Origin of the sequence: Streptomyces sp. NBC_00466 (genome assembly GCF_041433995.1) — a bacterium.
Classification (GTDB): Bacteria; Actinomycetota; Actinomycetes; order Streptomycetales; family Streptomycetaceae; genus Streptomyces.
Genome location: NZ_CP107896.1, coordinates 5,223,150 through 5,243,785 on the forward strand (window position 1 = coordinate 5,223,150; position 20,636 = coordinate 5,243,785).

At 72.2% G+C, this 20,636-nt stretch carries 19 protein-coding genes; 11 read left to right on the forward strand and 8 right to left on the reverse strand.

The window, feature by feature from the left end; translation table 11 throughout:
• Nucleotides 1-136 precede the first annotated feature (136 nt).
• The 4 genes from OG210_RS23520 to OG210_RS23535 form a co-directional block, all read right to left on the reverse strand.
• Complete coding sequence (locus tag OG210_RS23520) at nucleotides 137-1,324, reverse strand: M20/M25/M40 family metallo-hydrolase (protein WP_371538576.1); 1,188 nt, start codon at nucleotides 1,322-1,324, stop codon at nucleotides 137-139.
• Between the two features lie 36 nt (nucleotides 1,325-1,360).
• Nucleotides 1,361-2,395 carry a DMT family transporter gene (locus OG210_RS23525; RefSeq protein WP_371538578.1) on the reverse strand — a complete coding sequence of 345 codons (1,035 nt, stop codon included), beginning with the start codon at nucleotides 2,393-2,395 and terminating at the stop codon, nucleotides 1,361-1,363.
• A gap of 88 nt (nucleotides 2,396-2,483) precedes the next feature.
• Nucleotides 2,484-2,690, reverse strand: coding sequence for a hypothetical protein (locus OG210_RS23530; RefSeq protein WP_328325970.1), 207 nt, complete (start codon nucleotides 2,688-2,690; stop codon nucleotides 2,484-2,486).
• A 259-nt stretch (nucleotides 2,691-2,949) separates the two neighbouring features.
• The gene (locus OG210_RS23535) at nucleotides 2,950-3,945 is read right to left on the reverse strand and encodes a helix-turn-helix transcriptional regulator (protein WP_328325968.1); all 996 of its coding nucleotides are present in this window, start codon (nucleotides 3,943-3,945) and stop codon (nucleotides 2,950-2,952) included.
• Between the two features lie 283 nt (nucleotides 3,946-4,228).
• On the opposite strand from OG210_RS23535, the gene OG210_RS23540 reads away from it, so the two are divergent.
• Together OG210_RS23540 and OG210_RS23545 are read left to right on the forward strand one after the other, a co-directional pair.
• Entirely contained in the window at nucleotides 4,229-4,555 is a 327-nt protein-coding gene (locus OG210_RS23540; protein WP_371538580.1) for a hypothetical protein, read from the forward strand.
• A gap of 127 nt (nucleotides 4,556-4,682) precedes the next feature.
• Nucleotides 4,683-5,828 carry a D-alanyl-D-alanine carboxypeptidase gene (locus OG210_RS23545; protein ID WP_328325964.1) on the forward strand — a complete coding sequence of 382 codons (1,146 nt, stop codon included), beginning with the start codon at nucleotides 4,683-4,685 and terminating at the stop codon, nucleotides 5,826-5,828.
• A gap of 84 nt (nucleotides 5,829-5,912) precedes the next feature.
• Here OG210_RS23545 and OG210_RS23550 read toward each other — a convergent pair whose 3' ends face one another.
• The 4 genes from OG210_RS23550 to OG210_RS23565 form a co-directional block, all read right to left on the reverse strand.
• The gene (locus tag OG210_RS23550; protein WP_328325963.1) at nucleotides 5,913-6,803 is read right to left on the reverse strand and encodes a PhzF family phenazine biosynthesis isomerase; all 891 of its coding nucleotides are present in this window, start codon (nucleotides 6,801-6,803) and stop codon (nucleotides 5,913-5,915) included.
• A 29-nt stretch (nucleotides 6,804-6,832) separates the two neighbouring features.
• Nucleotides 6,833-7,168 (reverse strand): MazG-like family protein, encoded by a 336-nt coding sequence (locus OG210_RS23555; protein WP_328325961.1) that lies wholly within the window; start codon nucleotides 7,166-7,168, stop codon nucleotides 6,833-6,835.
• A 78-nt stretch (nucleotides 7,169-7,246) separates the two neighbouring features.
• Entirely contained in the window at nucleotides 7,247-7,705 is a 459-nt protein-coding gene (locus OG210_RS23560) for a lamin tail domain-containing protein (protein WP_328325959.1), read from the reverse strand.
• 160 nt (nucleotides 7,706-7,865) lie between these two features.
• Nucleotides 7,866-8,618: an SDR family oxidoreductase gene (locus OG210_RS23565; RefSeq protein WP_328325957.1), complete on the reverse strand. Its 753-nt coding sequence runs from the start codon at nucleotides 8,616-8,618 to the stop codon at nucleotides 7,866-7,868.
• Between the two features lie 144 nt (nucleotides 8,619-8,762).
• On the opposite strand from OG210_RS23565, the gene OG210_RS23570 reads away from it, so the two are divergent.
• The 9 genes from OG210_RS23570 to OG210_RS23610 all read left to right on the forward strand — a co-directional run bounded on the left by OG210_RS23570 (nucleotide 8,763) and on the right by OG210_RS23610 (nucleotide 20,599).
• Nucleotides 8,763-10,040 carry a multidrug effflux MFS transporter gene (locus OG210_RS23570; RefSeq protein ID WP_328325955.1) on the forward strand — a complete coding sequence of 426 codons (1,278 nt, stop codon included), beginning with the start codon at nucleotides 8,763-8,765 and terminating at the stop codon, nucleotides 10,038-10,040.
• A gap of 192 nt (nucleotides 10,041-10,232) precedes the next feature.
• Nucleotides 10,233-11,393 (forward strand): beta-ketoacyl-ACP synthase 3, encoded by a 1,161-nt coding sequence (locus OG210_RS23575; protein WP_328325953.1) that lies wholly within the window; start codon nucleotides 10,233-10,235, stop codon nucleotides 11,391-11,393.
• On the forward strand, nucleotides 11,390-12,616 hold the full coding sequence (locus OG210_RS23580; RefSeq protein ID WP_371538583.1) for a beta-ketoacyl synthase: 1,227 nt from the start codon (nucleotides 11,390-11,392) through the stop codon (nucleotides 12,614-12,616). The genes OG210_RS23575 and OG210_RS23580 overlap by 4 nt, the downstream gene beginning before the upstream one ends.
• Nucleotides 12,617-12,700: 84 nt before the next feature.
• The gene (locus OG210_RS23585) at nucleotides 12,701-14,641 is read left to right on the forward strand and encodes an acyl-CoA dehydrogenase (RefSeq protein ID WP_371538585.1); all 1,941 of its coding nucleotides are present in this window, start codon (nucleotides 12,701-12,703) and stop codon (nucleotides 14,639-14,641) included.
• Between the two features lie 369 nt (nucleotides 14,642-15,010).
• On the forward strand, nucleotides 15,011-15,256 hold the full coding sequence (locus OG210_RS23590) for an acyl carrier protein (RefSeq protein ID WP_328325947.1): 246 nt from the start codon (nucleotides 15,011-15,013) through the stop codon (nucleotides 15,254-15,256).
• A complete protein-coding gene (locus tag OG210_RS23595) occupies nucleotides 15,253-16,479 on the forward strand; it encodes a beta-ketoacyl-[acyl-carrier-protein] synthase family protein (protein WP_328325945.1) in 1,227 nt (408 codons plus the stop codon). The genes OG210_RS23590 and OG210_RS23595 overlap by 4 nt, the downstream gene beginning before the upstream one ends.
• A 234-nt stretch (nucleotides 16,480-16,713) precedes the next feature.
• Nucleotides 16,714-17,517, forward strand: coding sequence for an IclR family transcriptional regulator (locus OG210_RS23600; protein ID WP_371538587.1), 804 nt, complete (start codon nucleotides 16,714-16,716; stop codon nucleotides 17,515-17,517).
• 226 nt (nucleotides 17,518-17,743) lie between these two features.
• The gene (locus OG210_RS23605) at nucleotides 17,744-19,402 is read left to right on the forward strand and encodes an OPT/YSL family transporter (RefSeq protein WP_371538589.1); all 1,659 of its coding nucleotides are present in this window, start codon (nucleotides 17,744-17,746) and stop codon (nucleotides 19,400-19,402) included.
• A gap of 132 nt (nucleotides 19,403-19,534) precedes the next feature.
• Complete coding sequence (locus tag OG210_RS23610; RefSeq protein WP_328325941.1) at nucleotides 19,535-20,599, forward strand: hypothetical protein; 1,065 nt, start codon at nucleotides 19,535-19,537, stop codon at nucleotides 20,597-20,599.
• Nucleotides 20,600-20,636: the final 37 nt, after the last annotated feature.

The following is a 20,636-nucleotide window of genomic DNA, read 5'->3' on the forward strand; positions in this document are numbered from 1 at the left end:
CATTTCGTTGAATCCGCCCTGGTGGGAGGGTGTTTGGGGCTCCAGGCCAGTGTGCGCCCGCCCGTCCGCATATCCGGTCCGGCCGTCCGCCCGGGATCTCAGAGGCTCGGGGCCCTGAGTCCCGGGGCCCGGGGGCTCAGGCGGCGAGGATGACGTCGCGGTCCACGGTGTTCAGCAGCAGCGCGCTCGTCCGCACCACCGCGTCCAGCAGGGCCTGTGTGCCGAGGACCAGCTGCTTGTCGGGCGTGTGCTCCCGGTTGGAGTGCGAGAAGCCGCCCGTGGAGGGGACGAACAGCATCGCGGTCGGCAGCCGGGTGCTGATGACGCTCGCGTCGTGACCGGCGTAGGACAGCAGTGGCTCGCTCGCCTCCGTCCGGCTCCGGCACACGTCGTCCACGGTGTCCACCAGGCGCTTGTCGAACTGCGCGGCCGGCTTCGCGGAGGTGCGTTCCAGAGCCGCCGTGCAGGACTCCTCCACGGCGACCTGCGCCAGCCGGTCCCGGAGCTCCGCCTCGATGATGTCGAGGGTGCCGTCCTCCCCGGCCCGGATCTCGATCTCGGTGCGCGCCGTGCCGGGCACGACATTCGCCGCGCCGGGGCCGAACTCGATGACGCCGGCATTGCCGATGGAGAACGGGTCCGCCTCGGTGCAGATGTCCCGCAGGGCCGCAGCCATACGGGAGGCGACGCGCCCCGCGTCGGCCCGCAGGTGGAACGGGGTGGTCCCGGCGTGGTTCTCCTGGCCCCGGACGGTGAGGGTGTAGCGGCGCACACCGACGATGCCGGTGACCGGGGACAGTTCGAGGCCGGACGCCTCCATCCGCGGGCCCTGTTCCACGTGGAGTTCCAGATAGCCCACGAGCTCGTCCGCGTGCGGGTCCCGGGTCAGCGCGGTCGAGCCGACCAGCCCGCCGTTCGACTCCGGTGTCACGCCCTCCTCGTCGAACCAGGCGACGGTCTCCACGTGGTCGGCCATGGGGTGGTCCGTCTCGTGCAGCGTGCGCAGCACTTCCATGGCCGCGATCACCCCGTACGCGCCGTCCAGATGGCCGCCACCGGGCACCGTGTCGGCGTGCGAGCCGATCAGCAGCCAGGGGCCCCCGGTGGCCTTCCTGCGGGCGAAGACGTTGCCGGTTTCGTCGTAGTACGAGTGCAGGCCCGAGACCCGCATGGTCTTGTCGATCCAGTCACGGCCCGCCCAGTCGGCCTTGTTCCCGGCGATGCGGTGGATGGAGCCGTCAGGACCGGCTCCGATCTGGGAGAGGTGGGTGAGATCGGTGAGCAGGCGCTGCGCGTTGATGCCGGGAACGTGTGCGTTGTCCATGGTGCGTGAAGTCCTCGTGGGTCAGGGGGGATTGGTTCAGTTCTTCTTGCCGGCGCCGAGCGCGATGCCGGAGATGATCAGCGCCATGCAGATGACCTGCATCCCGCTGGTGTCCTCGCCCAGGGCGAAGTAGGAGACGATCGCGACGAAGACGGGCTGGAGGTAGTAGATGATCCCGGCCCGCGCCGCACCGATCAGGTCGATGGCCTTGTTCCAGGTGAAGTACGCGACGGCCGACGAGGCGACACCGATGTAGAGCAGGGCGCCGACCGTGCCGCCCGACGGGGTGAAGCCGCCCTGTACGACCAGGCTCACCACATAGGCGGGGACGAGAAGCACCGTGCCCAGCAGGAATGTCGTGAACAGGAACGAGATGCCGGAGATCCCCTCCGGCCTGCGGCGCAGCAGCGCGGTGTATCCGGCGAACGTGGCGGTCGCGGCCAGCATCCACAGGTCACCGACGGCGAAGTCCAGGTGCAGAAGGACAGAGAGCGACCCCTTCGACACCAGTGCGACGACCCCGACGAGCGCCACCACCATGCCGACGGCGCGCCGCCCCGTGACCTTCTCGCCACCGCGGCCGATCATCCCGAACAGCACGATCAGCACCGGTGAAGCGGCGGCGATCAGCGCCAGGTTGGTGGCGCTGGTGGACCGCCCGGCCTGGTAGATCAAGGTGTTGAACAAGGTGACGCCGAGCAGGGCGGCCCCGCAGAGATACCGCAAGTGGGCGCGGATCAGCCCGCGTTGCTGCCAGACCGCCTTCGCGGCGAAGGGCAGTACGGCCAGCATCGCGATGATCCACCGCCAGAACGCGGTCTGTACGGGAGCCACGTCCTCGTGCAGGGCGCGGGCGATGACGAAGTTCCCGGACCAGATGAGGGTGGCGAGGGTCGCCAGGACCGGGCCGATCCACACCACCGCGCGGACCGATCGCTCCCCGCCCCCCTCGGGCGGTGCGTTCCGCGCGGGCGGTGCGGCGTCCGCATGGGGCGCGGGCTCTTCGGCGGGCACGACCTTCTCCTCGGCGGGTGCCGGTGCCGGTACCTGGGGCTTTTCCAGCTGCTGCATCACAACGTCTCTCTGTAGGGGATCAATCTGTGCGATCGATGCGGTCAATCGCGTTCTGTCCGTGGCCTCTTGGGTCAGTCCCATCGGGTCAGTCCCAGCCGATGCTGTTCTTGTTCTCCTGGGGCGTGGCGCTGTCCCAGCCGATGCTCGTGCCGTCGCCGGCGGCCACCGTGCGGGTGACCTCGACGGGACCGGCCGCAGGCCGCTCGGATCCCGCTGCCGCGCCGGCGGCGAGTCCGGTGAAGGCGAGGGCGGCAAGGGCGGAAGCGGTGGCGATGCGGCGTGCAGCAGACATGGCGGTACCCCAAATCGAGAGCGGTGAGTGTTCCGGGAAGTTCTCCCAGGGGGCGCCGGTCGCGTCGTTTCCGGTCCGGCGCGCCGCCCTGGTGATGACCAGATTTCCCGATCCGCCCCGGCGGGGGTAGAGGTTCCGGGTGGCAGCTACTGCACCCGGCACGCTCATGCCGTCATTTCCGCAGGTCACCACGGTAGGGCCGGTACGGGTGGCAGGGCCCGGCCAGACCGTGGGGCCCGCTGTCCTGCTGCTCCGCGCCCTACTGTTCCGCGTCGAGCCAGCCCCGCTGTGCCGCCCGCACACCCGCCTCGAAGCGTGAACGGGCGTCCAGGCGGCCCATCAGGTCGGCCATCATCCGCCGCACGGTCCGCAGCCCGATGCCCAGCCGCCGGGCCGCGATCTCGTCGGTCAGGCCCTGTGCAAGCAGCCGGAGGAGTTGGGCCTCCTGCCCGGTGAGCCCCTCTTCGTTGAGCTCGCGGTCACGGTCCGTACCGAAGGGGGCCGCCCGTTCCCACACGGCGTCGAACAGCGCCACCAGCGCCACGATCACCCCCGGCCCGCCCAACTGGACAGCTCCGCGTCGGGTGTTGTCCGGATCGACCGGCAGCAGTGCGGCCCGGTCGTCGAAGAGCACCATGCGGACCGGCAGCACCGGGGCGGTGCGGACCTGCCCGCCGAGCTGGGTGAGCCACTGCGCGTACGCACGCGTCGCCGGGTCGTTGCGCACGCTGTCCTGGTAGACCGTGAGGAGTTCGACGCCCCGCTCCCGGGCTGCCAGGTCCAGCGGCCTGCTCGCCTTCAGGCTCGCCGCGGACTGCGCGCCACCGGGCATGAACGAGATGACCCGCGAGGAGCAGGCGTGGGCGAGCTGTTCGAGACGGTCCTGGATGGCATCGATGCCGACCAGCTGCTCCATGTCGTGGCGGGACGCCCCGCGGTCGGCGTACTCGTCGAGCAGCCGCATGGCGGCCGCCTGCGTCTCGGCGAACTGCTGCTGTCTACGCAGTACTTCGCGCTCCTGCTCGGCGAGCAGGAGCGGCAGCCCCACGGCGGGGTTGATCGGGCGGAGCGATCCCCCGGTCAGGAGCGAGGTGCGCAGCAGATTCAGCTCGGCCAGCCGGTCGAGCGCGGTTCTGACCTGGGTCTCGGTCAGGCCCAGATGTGCGGCGATCTCGGCGACGCCCCAGTCGGACTGATCGAGCATGAGCCGGTACACGGCCTCGGCACGCTCATCGATGCCCAGCGCGGACAACAAGACAAATCCCCCCGTACTTCACACATTGGGATGTCCTGTCCGCCCCCGGAACATACCGATCTTCCCAGGTCCATACCGCGCCGGGCAACCTCCTGCCGTGAGCACTTCATGCCAGGCCGCACCCCTGTCGACCCGCCGCGCACGGTCGCAGGATCGACGGAGCAAACCGTTTCCCCCTCGCTGCCTGCCCTCCCCTGCCTGTTCACTTCCCGCTTGCCCGTCTCCGCTGCTGCCTGCTCCTCTCCCGAAAGCCGCCTGCTCCCCTCCCGATAGAGGTCGGTCGATGCACATCGTCACGGTCACACTCACAGCCCACGGAACCCCTCCGCCGACCACCGTGCTCGCCCCGCGTGACGTGGATCTCTTCTGGGTGTCCGCCCGCCCGGGCGACGGCCTGGAACATCTCCACCTCCACCCCGGAACGGCCGGCGCCCACCTCACCTTCTTCATCCGGGCCCCCGACGCGACTGTCGCCACCACCACCGCGCGTGCCATCGCCCGCCGGGCCACGGAAACCGCACCGGCACTCCGCGGCTGGCAGCCCGCCCGGGGGGTGGGCGACGGGCCGGAGGCCGCACGGCGCGGTCGCGGGCCCCGCCGGACGGCGTGAATCCCCGTTGCGCACCGTGTCCGGCGCACCGTGTCCGGCGCACGGTGTGAAGCGTCGCGTGAAGCATTTCGAGTGATCCGCACCCCCCGGCGCACCCGCGCACAGCTACGGTTCGTACGATCCCTCAGTGACCAGCGACGCTTCGCCCTCCCGGCGCGCAGTGCTCGGCCTCGCCGCCGCTGCCGTGCCCGCCGCTCTTCTCGCCACCGGGGCCGCACCGGCCTCGGCCGCCACCGCCGTGGGGGGTGAGCGGCTCGGTCTCGACGGGATACAGGTGAGTCCCGGCGGCGCGCCCCGGGTTCCGCACGTTGCCGCCCAGTCGTGGCTGGTCGCGGACTGCGAGAACGGGGAGGTGCTGGCCGCCTACCGCGCGCACCACCGGCTGCCGCCCGCCTCCACGCTCAAGATGCTCTTCGCGGACACCGTGCTCCCCAAGTTCGACAAGGCGCAGAAGCACCGGGTCGCCGCGGCCGATCTGGCCGGCATACCGGAGGGCAGCAGCCTGGTGGGCGTCGAGGCCGGTACGACGTACACCGTCGACCAGTTGTGGCACGGGGTCTTCCTGCGCTCCGGCAACGACGCCGTCCATGTGCTCAGCGCCATGAACGGCGGGGTGCCCGCCACCGTGCGCGAGATGGCGGCGAAGGCCGTCGATCTGCAGGCCCTCGACACCCATGTGGTCAGCCCGGACGGATACGACCACCCGGGGCAGGTGTCATCGGCGTACGACCTGTCGCTGTTCGCCCGGCACGGGCTGCGGAACGCCGACTTCCGCGCGTACTGCAAGACCCGGATCGCCGAGTTCCCGGCCCGGGGCGGTAAGAAGTTCCAGATCCAGAACACCGACCGGCTGCTCGGTGTGTACAAGGGCATGATCGGCGTCAAGAACGGCTACACCACGCACGCGGGCAACACCTTCACCGGCGCCGCCACCCGCGACGGCCGCACCCTGCTGGTCACCGTCATGCATCCGGTGAACGGCTACGACCAGGTGTACAAGGACACATCGGCGCTCCTCGACTGGGGCTTCCGGGCGGCGGGCAAGGTCACGCCGGTCGGCACGCTCGTGGCCCCGGTCAGTGAGGGCGGCCGCCCCGCTGCCGCCGGCACCCCGGCGCCGGGCCCGAACGCGGCGAAGACCGGCTCCGGCGGCTCCGGCGGCTCCTCGTCCTCCTGGCCGCTGTTCGGTGCGGGCGGTGGGGCAGCCGCACTGCTCGCCGTCGGCACGGTGGCCCTGCGCAACCGGCGGCCGCGCCGTACCCGCAAGCACTGAACCGCCCATCGGGGCGGGCCGGGCACTTCGCCCGGCCCGCCCCGGTCGACTGTGCGGGTCAGCCGCTGAGGCCGTCCGTCCCGGTCAGCCGCGGCTCTCCGGAATCCGGGTGCCCGTGCCGCTCACCCGTACCCGCGCGTCGCCCGCCCGCAGTGCGACCGTCAGCTCGCCGGGGCGGCCCATGTCCGCGCCCTGGTGGAGCGTGAGCACCGCGTCCTCCGCGACGAGGCCCAGTTCACGCGCGTACGCACCGAACGCAGCGGCGGCGGCCCCGGTCACCGGGTCCTCGACCACGCCTCCCACCGGGAACGGGTCCCGGACATGGAAGACCGTCTCCGACTCCCGCCACACCAGCTGGAGCGTGGTCAGATCCAGGCTGTGCATGAACGCGGCCAGCCGGTCGAAGTCGTACGAGAGGTCCGCCAGCCGGGACCGGGTCGCGGCGGCCAGCACCAGATGGCGCGCGCCCGCGTAGGCGATACGGGGCGGGAAGGCCGGGTCGAGATCGGAGGCCTGCCAGCCCAGTGCGGCGAGCGCTTCGCCGACGTCGTCACCGGCCGCGTCGAGGACGGCCGGCTCGACGCTCGTCAGGGTCGCCCGCAGCGCACCGCCCTCCTCGGCCACCGTGACCGGCACCGTGCCCGCGGGGGTGGCGAAAAGGAGATCACCGGGGCCGTGCCGTTCGGCGAAGGCGATGGCGGCGGCGACCGTCGCGTGCCCGCAGAACGAGACCTCGGCCCGGGGGCTGAAGTACCGGACGGTGAAGGCCCGTCCCGGCTCCCCGCCGAGCCCCTCCGGCGGCGCGGTCAGGAACGCGGTCTCGCTGTACCCGAGGTCCGCCGCGATCGCGAGCTGCGCCGCGTCGTCGAGGCCGGCGGCATCCAGCACGACCCCGGCGGGGTTGCCGCCGGCGGGGTCGGTGGAGAAGGCGGTGTAGCGGAGTATCTCGGGTCTGTGGTCGGTGCGTGGCGTCATGTCCGTCGCCAACCGCCGGGCCGCCGCGGTCATTCCCCGGCGGGGTCCGGCCGGCTCAGGGAGCGGTCCGAGACCCGCTGAAGATGACCGGCGAAGACCTCGGCGGCGTCCGGGGTCAGCGTGCGCAGCGCCACCATCGCCGTCACGATCACATCGCAGAGCTCGGCCTCCACGTCCTGCCAGCTGTGCGATGTGCCCTTGCGGGGGTTCTGGCCGGTGGCGCCGATCACCGCCTGGGCCACCTCGCCGACCTCCTCGGAGAGCTTGAGGATCCGGAGCAGGGTCTCCTCGTGAGGGGGTCGGGAGGTGGATTCGGCCAGCCAGGCGTGGAGTTGAGCGACGGTGGTCCAGGCGTGTTCGTCCATGAACGGCACCCTGCCATGCCCGTGGCCGCGCCTGTGCTCATGCCGGTGCTCACGCCTGTGCCCGCGTACTCAGGCGGGTCAGCTGGTGACGTACCCCTTGCCGGGGCGCGACCACGAGACGCTGTCCTTCTTCTTGCCCTTGGAGTCGGTCAGCGTCGCGGTGTCGCGGTCGTTGTTCCACACGTACGCGCCGCGCCCCTGGTACTTGGACGCCGTCGTGTTGGTGCCCTTGCCCGTGTACACGGTGACCGACTGGTTCCGCTTGAGTGTGACGCTGCCGAAGGTGTAGCTGTGCCGGCTCGCGTCGGTCACCTTCCAACCCTTGATGCTGACAGTCGACTTGCTCCGGTTCTGGAGCCGTACCCACTCGCCGTTGAGGCTCTTGTTGCTGCGGGTGTCCTTGCCCGGCGAGTCGTACTGGACCTTGCTGATCTGCACGGGCGATGTGGCCGCCGAAGCGCTCGGGGCGGTGGCGAGCAGCGCCCCCGCGAGGGCGGCGACGAGCAGTGCGGCGGGGGCCGTGGAACGTATGCGCAAGGTGCGCTCCTGATGTGGAAAGTGTGAAGAAACCTTGAAGTAGTGGAGTGTAGAGGGCAGGAGCGACCGCCGTGGCCGCTTTCGCCAACTCGCCCTTCCGTCAACTCCCCGGCCCGCAGAGCCACTCGTCCGCACGTCGCTGCCCGGCCCCCTCCCCGGCTCAGCCGCGTCCCACGTACGGCATCGATGTCGCCAGCACCGTCGCGAACTGCACATTCGCCTCCAGTGGCAGCTCCGCCATGTGCAGCACCGTGCGCGCCACATCCGCCACATCCATCACCGGCTCGGCCAGCAGCTCGCCGTTGGCCTGCTTGATGCCGCTGCGCATCCGCTCGGTCATCTCGGTGGCCGCGTTGCCGATGTCGATCTGCCCGCAGGCGATGCGGTACGGACGGCCGTCCAGGGAGAGGGACTTGGTGAGGCCCGTCAGGGCGTGCTTCGTCGCGGTGTACGCGATCGAGTCCGGGCGCGGGGTGTGCGCCGAGATGGAGCCGTTGTTGATGATCCGGCCGCCCTGCGGGTCCTGCTCCTTCATGAGCCGGAAGGCGGCCTGCGCGCACAGGAACGAACCCGTCAGGTTGGTGTCGACTACCTGCCGCCACGCCTCGTACGGAAGGTCCTCCACCGGCACTCCGCCGGGGCCCGGGATGCCCGCGTTGTTGAAGAGCAGGTCCAGCCGCCCCCAGCGCTCCCGCACCGCGCCGAAGAGCGCGCCGACCTCGTCGGGGGACGTGACATCCGCCACTACGGGAAGGGTCTCGCCCCCGGTGAGCGCGGCTGTCCCGGCCAGCTTCTCCATGCGGCGCCCGGCCAGCGCCACCGACCAGCCCGCGTCCGCCAGGGTGCGGGCGACACTGCGGCCGATGCCGGAGCCCGCGCCGGTGACCACTGCTGTCTTCCGAGATGTGTTCATGGGGGCGCAGATTACGACAGGGCCGGCCACGGGCCGGTCCCCGGTGCCGGAGCATGGCCCGGTCCCGCCCGCGCGCGGGCGCGCGTGACCCCGGCTCGCGCAATGCGTCCTTATCACACCCGCCGAGCTGAGAGCATAGGGGTCATGCCGAAGACCTCTGCCCCGGAGCACATACGCACCGGGCTCCCCGCCCCTGCCGTCGCACGCACCACCGGAATCCTGGTCACCCTCGTCCTCGGCGGGCTCACCGCGCTGCCCGCGCTCTCGATGGACATGTATCTCCCCGCGCTGCCGGAGGTCACGGACGCGCTGCACTCGCCCGCCGCCACCGTTCAGCTCACCCTCACCGCCTGCCTGATCGGTATGGCGCTCGGTCAGCTCGTCGTCGGTCCGATGAGCGACAAGTGGGGAAGGCGGCGGCCGCTCCTCATCGGCATGGTCGTGTACGTCGCCGCCACCGCGGTCTGCGCCTTCGCGCCGAGTGTCGAACTGCTCATCGGCTTCCGGCTGTTGCAGGGTCTTGCCGGCTCCGCGGGCATCGTCATCGCACGTGCGGTGGTGCGCGATCTCTACGACGGCCTGGAGATGGCGCGGTTCTTCTCCACGCTGATGCTGATCTCCGGGGTCGCCCCGATCGTCGCCCCGCTCATCGGCGGCCAGATCCTCCAGATCACCGACTGGCGCGGGGTCTTCGTCCTGCTCACCGTGGTCGGCACGCTGCTGACACTCGTGGTCTGGAAGTGGCTGCACGAGACGCTGCCGCCCGAGCGGCGGCACACCGGCGGTGTCGGTCACGCGCTGCGGACGATGCGCACGCTCCTCGCCGACCGGGTCTTCACCGGCTATCTGCTCGCCGGGGGTCTCGCCTTCGGGGCGCTCTTCGCGTACATCTCCGCGTCACCCTTCGTCGTGCAGGACATCTACGGGGCGTCGCCGCAGATGTTCAGCCTGCTCTTCGGGATCAACTCGGTCGGTCTGGTCGCGGTCGGCCAGATCAACGGCAAGCTGCTCGTCGGCCGGGTCAGCCTGGACAAGGCGCTCGGCTTCGGGCTGGCCGTCATCACGCTCGCCGCCACCGCACTGCTGCTGATGACGTCCGGGGTCTTCGGCCACGTCGGCCTCTTCCCGATCGCGGCGGGGCTCTTCGTCCTGATGTCCGCGATGGGCCTGGCCATGCCGAACACCAACGCGCAGGCGCTGATGCGCACCCCGCACGCCGCCGGATCCGCATCGGCGCTGCTCGGCACCTCCACCTTCCTGCTCGGCGCGGTGGCGTCCCCGCTGGTCGGCATGGCGGGCGAGGCGACGGCCGCCCCGATGGCCGTGGTTCAGCTGGTGTGCGGGCTGGGTGCGATGACCTGCTTCCTGGCGCTCTGCCGGCCGTGGCAGCGCAGGGCGCCCTCGGTGGCGGGCACACCGTAGCCACCCGGGCGCGGCGGGGCGCGGCTTCCACCGCCCGACGGGTCCGCACCGAAGCGTCGCAGGTCATGACGGTACGGACGCACGGTTCGAACGACTGACCAAGGGCCACCCGTTCGGCCCCGTGCTGCGAAACCCTTCCCCCTCGTACGCCGTTCTGCTGCCGCAGACAGCGTACGGACGAGGGGGGACGGGGTGGCTCTGGTCGAGTCGGTTGCCGGGTGGGTCCCGCCGTGGCGCGTGACCAACGACGAATTACCCGCGCACTGGGGCGTGGACGACCGCTGGGTGCGCACCCGGACGGGGATCGCGGCCCGCCACCGGAGCGGTCCTGGGGTCTCCACCGGGGACCTGGCGTATGCGGCGGCCCGGCTGCTCCTGGAGCGCGCGGGCCATCCGCGCGTCGACGCTCTCGTCCTGGCCACGGCCACCCCCGACCACCCGTGTCCGGCCACGGCTCCAGCCGTCGCGGCCAGGCTGGGCCTGGGCTCCGTCGCGGCGGTCGACGTGTCGGCGGCGTGCAGTGGCTTCATCTACGGGCTGGCCTGCGCCCAGGGCCTGGTGGCCGCCGGGATCGCCGAGCGCGTCCTGCTGGCCGGCGCCGACACGTACTCCGGCTGGCTCGACCCGGACGACCACAGGTCCGGGGTCGTCTTCGGCGACGGCGCGGGGGCCGCGCTGGTCGCTGCGGGACCCGCCGGAGCCCCCGGGGAACTGCTCGGCTTCGACCTGGGCAGCGACGGCGCCGGACACGACCTGATCACCGTGGCGGGCGGCGGCTCCCGGGCGCGGTCTGCGCGGGAGCCCGCAGGGCCGGGCGACGGCTACCTCCGGATGCGCGGCGGAGCCGTCTACCAGCAGGCCGTCGAGCGGATGACCGCCTCCTGCCGGACCCTCCTCGCCAAGCTGGACTGGGACCCCGGGCAGGTCGACCACTTCGTACCGCACCAGGCCAACGGCCGGATCCTCAGCGCGGTCGCCGAGCGGCTGGGCATCGACCCCGTCCGGTGCGTGACCCACCTGGACCGCGTCGGCAACACCGGCGCCGCTTCCATTCCGCTCGCACTCGCCGACGCGGACGCCAGAGGTGCGCTGCGGACCGGCGACCGCGTGCTGCTGACCGCCTTCGGCGGCGGCCTGACCTGGGGGTCGGCCGCGCTGCGGTGGGGCGGTCCACCCGGGGCCGCACCCGCTTCTGCCGCCTCCGCCGCTTCGGCCTCCGCCTCCGCCCGGTCAGCTGATTCTGCTGCTTCTGACGGCATCCCCGCTTCCCGTACCGCCGCTTTCCGTACCCCTGCTTCCCGTACCACCGCTGCGCGGTCCGCCGCGGCCGCACTCTCCGAGGAGCTCTCATGAGGACACCCGAGATCGCTGTGACCGGACTGGGGATGGTCACCCCGGGCGGCGTCGGTGCGGCCGAGACCTGGGAAGAGGTCCGCGCCGGCCGGCCCACCGCCCGGCGGCTGCCCGAACTGCGCGGCCTGCCGGTCGACTTCGGCTGTCCCGTGGAAGGTGTCGACCTGGACGCAGCGGTCGGCGGACGGAAGACCTGGCGGATGCACCGGTTCGTGAAACTGGCAGTGATCGCCGCCCGGCAGGCTGTCGCCGACGCCGGGCTCGACCCCGCGGGCTGGGACGGCGGCCGGGTGGGGGTCGTCATCGGCGTCGGCGTCGGCGGCGTCTCCGCCCTCACCGACAACGCCCTGCGGCTGGACGCCGAAGGGCCGGGCGCGGTCTCCCCGTTGCTGGTGCCGATGATGATCCCCAACGCGGCCGCGGGCGAGGTCGCCATCGCACTGTCGGCGCACGGGCCGAGTCTGGCGCCCGCCACCGCCTGCGCGTCCGGCGCCACGGCCATCGCCGTCGCCCGTGATCTGCTGGCCTCCGGGCAGTGCGACGTCGTGGTGGCCGGGGGAGCGGAGTCGGTGCTCCAGCCGCTCGTGGTGTCCGGATTCGCGCAGATGGGCGCGGTGTCGAGGCGCTGCGACGACCCGGCGGGGGCGTCCCGGCCGTTCGCCGGGGACCGGGACGGGTTCGTCATCGCCGAGGGCGCGGGGGTGCTGGTCCTGGAGCGGGCCGCCGACGCGGCGGCGCGGGGCCGCCGGGCGCGGGCGCTGCTCGCCGGGGTGGGATCGACCACCGACGCGCACCACCCCACCGCCCCCGACCCGCACGGCCGTTGTGCGCAGGCAGCCGTCGAGGAAGCGCTGCGGGACGCGGGCTGGAGTCCGTACGACGTCGGGCACGTCAACGCGCACGGCACGTCCACCCCGCTCAACGACGCGATGGAGGCCGGCGTGATCGCGCGGGTCTTCCCGCACTGGCCGCCGGTGACCTCGGCCAAGGGCGTCCTGGGACACTCGCTCGCGGCGGCCGGGGCGATCGAGGCCGCGCTGACCGTACTGACCCTGGAGGAGGGCGTCGTCCCGCCGATCGCCAATCTGGACGCCCCCGCCGTCGAGTTCGACCTGAACTGTGTGACCAAGCAGGCGCGCCGCGAGTCCGTGGAGCGGGCCGTCAGCCACTCCTTCGGCTTCGGCGGGCACAACGTGGTGCTGGCCTTCCAGCGCGGAGCGTGAGACATGACATCGGAAACGATGACTGTGGCAACGAAGGCTGTGGCAACGAAGGCTGTGGCAACGAAGGTTGCGGAAACGAAGGCTGTGGAAGCACTGGCTGCGCCTGCCGCTGCCACCACAGCCGAGACCCGGACCGCTGAGTGCGGCTCGGCCGTGCGGGGTGAGCTCGTCCGGGTGCTCTTCGGCCACGACCACCGGGCCGCCCACGGCCCCTGGCGCGCGCTCCTCACCACGGAGCCCTTCCGGCGCAGGTCAGGTCTGGCACCGGACGCGCAACTGCGGCTGGCGTACGGACGGCTGCGCACCCTCAACTCCACGCTGGACAGCGCCTTCCGGCTGGCCGCCGACCCCGTGGCACTGGCCAACATGCACGAGTGGCTCAGCCCGGTCGACACCGCGCTGACCACGGTGGCCGGTATCCACTACAACCTGTTCCTCGGCACCCTGCTGGACCATGACGGCGACGGCGACGTACAGCGGGATCTGTCCGACTTCGCGGATCTGACCCGCGTCGGGACCTTCCTCTGCACCGAACTCGACCACGGCAACGACGCGACGGCACTGGAGACGACCGCCCGCTACGACCGGGCCAGGGACGGATTCCTGCTGCGCACCCCGCACGCGGGCGCCCAGAAGTTCATGCCCAACACCAGTACGGCGGGCGGCCCCAAGAGCGGAGTGGTGGCGGCCCGGCTGCTGGTGGACGGCAGAGACCTCGGCGTCTTCCTGTTCCTGACCGCGCTGACCGGAGTGGAGGGACCGCTGCCCGGCGTACGCGTCCGGCTGCTGCCCCGGCGCATGGGCAGCGTGGTCGACCACTGTCTGACCTCCTTCGACGATGTCCTCGTCCCGCGCGAGGCACTGCTCTCCGGGGCGCAGGGCCGGCTGGACGCGGAAGGCACCTTCAGCAGCGAGGTCGTCAACCGGCGCAGCCGCTTCCTGCTGTCGATCGGCCGGGTCACCGCCGGGAAGCTGAGCATGAGCGCCTCTGCGGTGGGGTCCGCGCGGGCGGCGCTGGCGGTGGCGGTGCGCCATGGCTCGCACCGGCTGATCGGCGGGGTACGGACGCCCGAGCGGGTGCCCGTCATGGCGCACCGCAGCCACTACGCCCCCCTCGCGGGCGCGCTGGCCACGGCGTACGCGATGACGTTGCTGCACCGCACGGTCCTGCGTACCTGGACGGAGCAGGACCGGCCGGAGCGCGACCGGCCGGAGCGCGACCGGCCGGAGCGCGACCGGCCGGACGGGGCCGGCCGGGCCGAGGCCGAGCGGCTGGTCGCCGTCGCCAAGGCGTGGATCACCTGGGAGGCGCGCGCTGTCATCACCGAGTGCCGCGAACGGTGCGGCGCCCAGGGGCTGTTGGAGAACAACGGCCTCGCCGCGCTGGTGACCGGCATCGAGGGCGCGATCACCGCCGAGGGCGACAACCTCGCCATCCACGCCAAGGCGGCGGCCGGGATGGTGTCGGGCCACCGTCCGCCACGCCCGCCCGCCGACCCGGCCGGCCGTGAACTGACCGATCCGGTGTTCCTCCGGGAGTTGCTCGCCGCCGTCGAGTGCGTCGAGTTCGACCGGGCCCGCGCCGGGATGGCCGAGGCAGCCCCGGGGGACGCGCTCGGCCGGTGGAACGCGGGGGCGACCGCAGCGCTGCGGGCTGCCACCGCGCACGCCCAGCTCCGGGCCGCCGAGGCCGTGGCGGCGGCCACGGACGCGCTGCCCCCGGGCTCCGCCGCCGCGGAGCTACTGCACACCCTGGGCCGGCTGTTCGCCCTGGAGCGCATCGCGCCCCGGAGCGGTGATCTGCTGAACGAGGGTTACGTCGAGGGCCGGCACGTCGCCGCGATCCCGGCCGAGACCGACCGGCTGGCTGCCCGGATCGCCGGGCAGGCGCAGGTCCTGACCGGGGCGTTCGACCTGCCGGCCGAGTGGCTGGCGGATGTGCCGGTCGCGGGCGCCGGGTACGCGTCGGCGTACGACGACCCCGAGGGGCCCTGGCACCGTCCGGCCGGGGACGCGCGGCGGTGAACCGGCTTCTGCTGCGCACGGTTCTGGTCGCGTACTGGGGCACGGTCCACGTGCTGTCCCGTTTCTGCCGTTAGACCCTGGCCGGTCGATCTCGGTGGGCCCGGCACTGCTTCCGATGCGGCGTCCAGTACGGGCCCGGCACCGCTTCCGGTACGGCTTCCGGTACGGGGTCGGTCACGGCTTCCGATCCAACGTCCGGCACCGGTCGCCGTGGGGTGAAAAAACCTTCCCTCACCGCGTAACCGGAAGATCGTCCAACCGTTGGACCGATGTCCATGAGATGCGTTTCATCCGTATTCAGCACGTTTTATAGGTTTGTTCTGTAGGCCCGTTCAGTGGGTCTGTCCGCTTTGCGCGAAGGGGAATGTCATGTCCGAGCTGCACCCGACCCTTGTCGACGTCCTGACCAACACCTTCAAGGTCCCCGCCGTCGAACTCCGCCCCGAGGCCACCATGGACGACCTGGAGATGGATTCCCTCGCCGTCGCGGAGCTCGGGGTCATCGTCAAGGAGACCCTGGGTGTCGACGCCGACTCCGACTCCGCCTACAAGGGCGCCACGCTCGGCCGGATCAGCGCGTTCCTGACCGAATCTGCCACGGCCGGCGCCCGATGACGCTGCCGCCGGTCGCCGTCACCGGCCTGGGCATGATCACCCCGGCCGGCAACGACACGGAATCGACCTGGCGGGGTGTGTGCACGGGCCGCTCCACGGCCCGCACCGTTCCCGAACTGGACGGCTGCGCCATCGACTTCGCCTGCCAGGTCACCGGAATCGATCTGGCGGACGCCGTCGGCGGCCGGGCCGTCTACCGCATGGGCCGCTACGTCAGGTTCGCGGTGCTCGCCGCCGAGGAGGCCGTCGCCGACGCCGGACTCTCCCCGGCCGGCTGGGACGGCACCCGGGTCGCCGTCGTCATCGGGACCAGCAGCGCGGGCTCGACCGGGCTGTACGAGCAGTCGGTCGCCCTGGAGCGCCGGGGCCCCGAGGCGATCTCGCCCCTGGGCACCCTGCTCACCGTCCCCAACATGGCGGCCGCCGAGGTCGCCATCCGGCTGCGGACGACCGGGCCGAGCCTGGCACCCTGCACGGCCTGCTCGTCCGGCGCCACCGCACTCTCGGTGGCCCGCGACCTGCTGGTCACCGGGCAGTGCGACATCGCCGTCGCGGGCGCCACCGAATCGATCATCGACCGGCTGGCCCTGACCGGGTTCGCACGGTCGGGGGCCGGCGCGGTGCGGGCCGGGGAGCAACCCCCGGCCATCTGCCGCCCGTTCGCCGCCGACCGGCGCGGTGTCGTGATGGGGGAGGGCGCCGCCGTCATGGTCCTGGAACGCGAGGCCGACGCCCTGGCCCGGAACGTCGCCCCGCGTGCCCTGCTGGCCGGAACCGGTGCCACCACCGACGCGTACCACCCGACCAGCCCCCGGCCCGACGGCTCCGTCGCCGCGGCCGCGGTGGACGCGGCGCTGCGCGACGCGGGCTGGTGTGCGGCGGACGTCGGCCATGTCAACGCCCACGGCACATCGACCCTGCTCAACGACGCCACCGAGGCCGGGCTGATCGCCCGCGCCTATCCGCACCGGCCCCCGGTGACCGCGCCCAAGGGTGTGCTCGGTCACTGCATGGGCGCGGCGGGCGCCATCGAGGCCGGGCTGACCGTCCTCACCCTCCAGCACGGGCTCGTACCGCCGATCGCCAACCTGACCGCCCCCGCACCGGAGTTCGACATCGACTGCGTGACCAAACAGCCCCGCCGGGTACGGGTGTCGCGCGCGGTCAGCCACTCCTTCGGCTTCGGCGGGCACAACGCCGTGCTCGCCTTCCAGCACGCCTGACGGGTCTCAGCAGGCCCTTTGTGCGGTGCCGGTCCGCGCCGACGCGGGCCGGTACTGTGCGAGCGCGAGCCGGTACGACGCGATCCGCCGCCGGTCCGGGGTCCGGATCCGGTTCCCGGCAGACTCTTGACACGTGCTGAGCGCACCCGCATCCTTTCGCCAGAAAACGCAACGGCGTTGCGTTTTCCGCAACGGAACGGACAACGGACGACGCAGGCGAAGGAGGTCGCTCCCATGGTGGAACGCGGCGCCGACCCCAGTACCACCCCGCCCGACGCCAGGCCCCAGACGGCCGGCGTCCTGCAGACGGTGGACCGCGCCCTGCTCGTCCTGCTGACGTTCACGGAGCAGCGCCCCGAGTGGGGCGTCAGCGAGCTGGCCCGCCACCACGGCTGGGACAAGGCGGTCGTCCAGCGGCTGCTGACGACGCTGACGGCCCGCACCTTCCTGATCTGCGACCACACCAGCCGTCGCTACCGCCCCGGCCCCGCTCTCTCCCGGCTCGCCAGGGTCAGTGAACACAGTGGCGTGTTCTCGTCGCTGGCCCGTCCGGTCCTCGCCCGTCTGCTCCGCGAGACCGGTGAGAGCATCGTGCTCAACGTCCCGCACGGCGGCAGCTACCGCTGCGAGGCCGCGGTCGACGGCACCGGTCCGGTCCGCTACACCGCGATCATCGGCGCGGTCATCCCCGGCCACGCCGGAGCCTCCGGGCACACGATCTTCGCGTACCACCCCGAACGCGAGGTCCGGCAGATGTTCGGGCCGACGGGGCTGACCCGCTTCAACGACCGCACCATCACCGACCTCGACACCCTGCTCTCCTGCTACGAGCGGGTCAGGGCCGACGGCCACTGCATCAGCCACGGCGAGTACGACGAAGCCGTGACCGCGGTCTCGGCCCCCGTCTTCCAGGGCGACGGGGTCGCCGCCTCCCTCACGGCCATCGGCCCCTCCCACCGGGTGGACCGGGCGACCGGAACCCTGGTCGCTCTGGTACGCGCCGGGGCGGCGGAGATCACCGCCGCACTGGGCGGCTGAACCGGCACCCCGGACACCCGCCCGCCCTTCGCACCGCGCCCAGCCTGAACCGCGACCACACCCGTAACCGCAGTCGCACCACACCCCACCCCACCCGCAGTCCCGCTCACCCGCGATCCGCCCGCGTCCCCGGCGTGCCGCGTGCTGCCCCCGCACGCCCCGTACGCCCCGCCGGAAGGCATCGCTCCGCCCGCCCCTGCCCGTGCTCACCGAAGGAGGTGCCCCCGTGGCGCACCCCGTCCCGGCTCCGCCCCGCGTTCCGCCGCTGACCGGCCCCGACGAAGAACCCGCGCACCCGCGCGTCCTGGAACCCCTCCTGCTGGTGGTCCTGGTGGCGCTCTCCGCCGTCGGCGCCGTCATCGGGATCGACCTGGTCGCCAAGCTGGGCATCTCCGCCAACACCTCGGTCGTCGGCGCGCTCGTCGCCATGCTGATCGGCCGCATCCCGCTGAACTTCCTGCGCCGGATGCGCTCGGTCCACCGCCAGAACCTCGCCCAGAGCGCCATCTCCGCCGCCACCTTCGCGTCCGCCAACGCACTGCTCACGTCGGTCGCCGTGCCGTACGTCTTCGGCCGCGAGGACCTGGTCTGGCCGATGCTGGCCGGGGCGTTCATCGGGCTCGTCGTGGACGCCTGGGTCCTCTACCGCGCCTTCGGCTCCCGGCTGCTGCCCGCCGACGCGGCCTGGCCGCCCGGCACCGCCGCCGCCGAGACCATCAAGGCGGGCGACCGGGGAGGCCGCCGGGCCCTGATCCTCGCCGGGGGAACCGTCGTCGGCCTCGCCGGAACGCTCTTCAGCCTGCCCCTCTCCGCGGCGGGTGTGGCGTTCCTCGGCAACGTCTGGGCACTGATGATGTTCGGCATCGGACTGCTGCTGCGCCAGTACAGCCCCGACCTGTTCCACACCGACATCGGCGCCGGGTTCATCCCGCACGGCATGATGGTCGGTGCCGGAATCGTCGCCCTGGGCCAGGCCGTCCACCTGCTCATCGGCCGCCGTGAACGCACACGCCGGCCGGCCCCCGTGGTCGCCTCCGCCGCGCCTCCCGCCGACCCGGCCACCGCGTACACCGTCGACGAGCGCGGGCTGCGGAGCGCGCTGATCCGCGGCTACGTCCTGTTCACCGCGGGCGCCGCCGTCCTCGCCGTGCGCGGCGGACTGATCGGCGACATGAGCGTCCCCGGCCTCATCGGATGGGTGCTGTTCGCGGCGTTCGCCGCCCTGGTCCACGAGCTGATCGTCGGCCTCGCGGCCATGCAGTCCGGCTGGTTCCCGTCCTTCGCCGTCACCCTGATCTTCCTGATCCTCGGTCTGGCGATCGGTATCCCCTCCGTACCGCTGGCCCTGCTCATCGGGTATGTGTCCGCCACCGGGCCGGCCTTCGCGGACATGGGCTACGACCTCAAGGCGGGCTGGCTGCTGCGCCGCGACCACCGGCCCTGGGACCCGTACGAACGCGAAGGCCGCCGCCAGCAGTTCCTGGCCGCCCTCATCGGCTTCGCCGTCGCACTCGTCGTGGTCGCCGTGGTCTGGCGCTCCTACTTCGGGCAGGGGCTGATCCCGCCCGTCGCCAAGGTCTACGCCGACACCCTGCGCAGCGGACTCGGCGACCCCCACACGGTGCGCACCATGCTGATCTGGGCCGTCCCCGGAGCCCTGATCCAGTTTCTCGGCGGCACCCGCAGGCAGATGGGCGTCATGCTCGCCACCGGCCTGCTGATCCTCACTCCGCAGGCGTGCTGGCTGGTCCTCGGCGCCCTCGTCGTCCGGGTCGGCTACCGCAGGCTGCGCGGCCCGGCCGCCGACGAGGAGCTCAACCTGGTCGGCGCGGGGCTGATCGCGGGCAGCTCACTCGGCGACTCCGCCCAGATCCTCAAGACGTGATGCCCCTGCCCCGGCAAGAGCTGAGCAGGACGTGACGGCCCCGCCCCCGGCCGTCGCCAGACCACCCCCGGCACGGACCCCGGCCCACCGGCCCGCGCCACCGAACCATCAGCACGGCAAGGAGAACCTCCCATGGACATGTACAGCAGGCTCGAACCGCGTCCCGAGTACCTCAGCTTCGAACTCGCCCTGGCGGCCCGCAAGCTCGTCGAGGACGTCATGCTCGTCAAGCCGGGGGAGGACGTCGTCCTCACAGGCGACACCAGCAGCGACCGCCGGGTCGTCGAAGCCACCGCGCAGGCGGTCGCCGCCGCCGGGGCGCACCCCGTCATCGTCTGGTACGAGACGATGCCCGGCTCCTCGATGGAGCCGCCCCGGCCGGTCGCCGGTGCGATATCCGACGCCGATGTGTGGATCGAGTTCGCCGTCTCGTACGTGATGCACTCCCACGCGTTCCGCGCCGCCATGGCCAACGGCTGCCGCTACACCAACCTCACCGCGATGGACGTCCAGATGCTGGTCGCCACCGTCGGCCGGCCCGACTTCCCGGGCGTCATCCGCCTCGGCAAGGCGCTCGTCGCCCTCCTGGAGGCGGCCGACGAGGTCCGTATCACCTCGGCCAACGGCACCGACCTGGTCGGCCGCAACGGTGACCGGCCCATCAACCTGCGGGGCAAGCCCGCCGAGAAGCCCGGCGAGACCGTCATGCTCTCCGGCCAGATCTCCTGGAACCCCCTGGAGGAGACCCAGGACGGGGTCCTCGTCTTCGACGGCGCCCTGTGGCCGCCGGACGAGATCGGGCTGCTGCGCTCTCCCGTCCGCTGCACCGTGGAGAAGGGTGTCGTCACCAAGATCGAGGGCGGCGCCGACGCGGATGTCTTCCGCAGCTGGATGGAGTCCTTCGACGACCCCAACATGTTCCGCGTCGCGCACTGGTCGCTCGGCTTCAACCCCGGTGTGCCGGCGCCCACGGGCCGCATCGTGGAGGACGAGCGGGTCTTCGGCTGCGTCGAGCTGGGCATCGGCACCAAGGGCGCCTGGATCGGCGGCGAGCCCTGGGTGGCCGCCGCGCACACCGACGGCAGTGTCCTCGGCCCGTCCATCTACCTGGACGGTGTGGCGATCGAGGAGAACGGGCGCTACGTGCACCCGGAGCTCGTCCGGATCTGCCGCGACCTCGGGGTCGCCGGCTACTGAACGGCTGCTGAAGTCAGCGGGACGGGGGGCGGGGAGC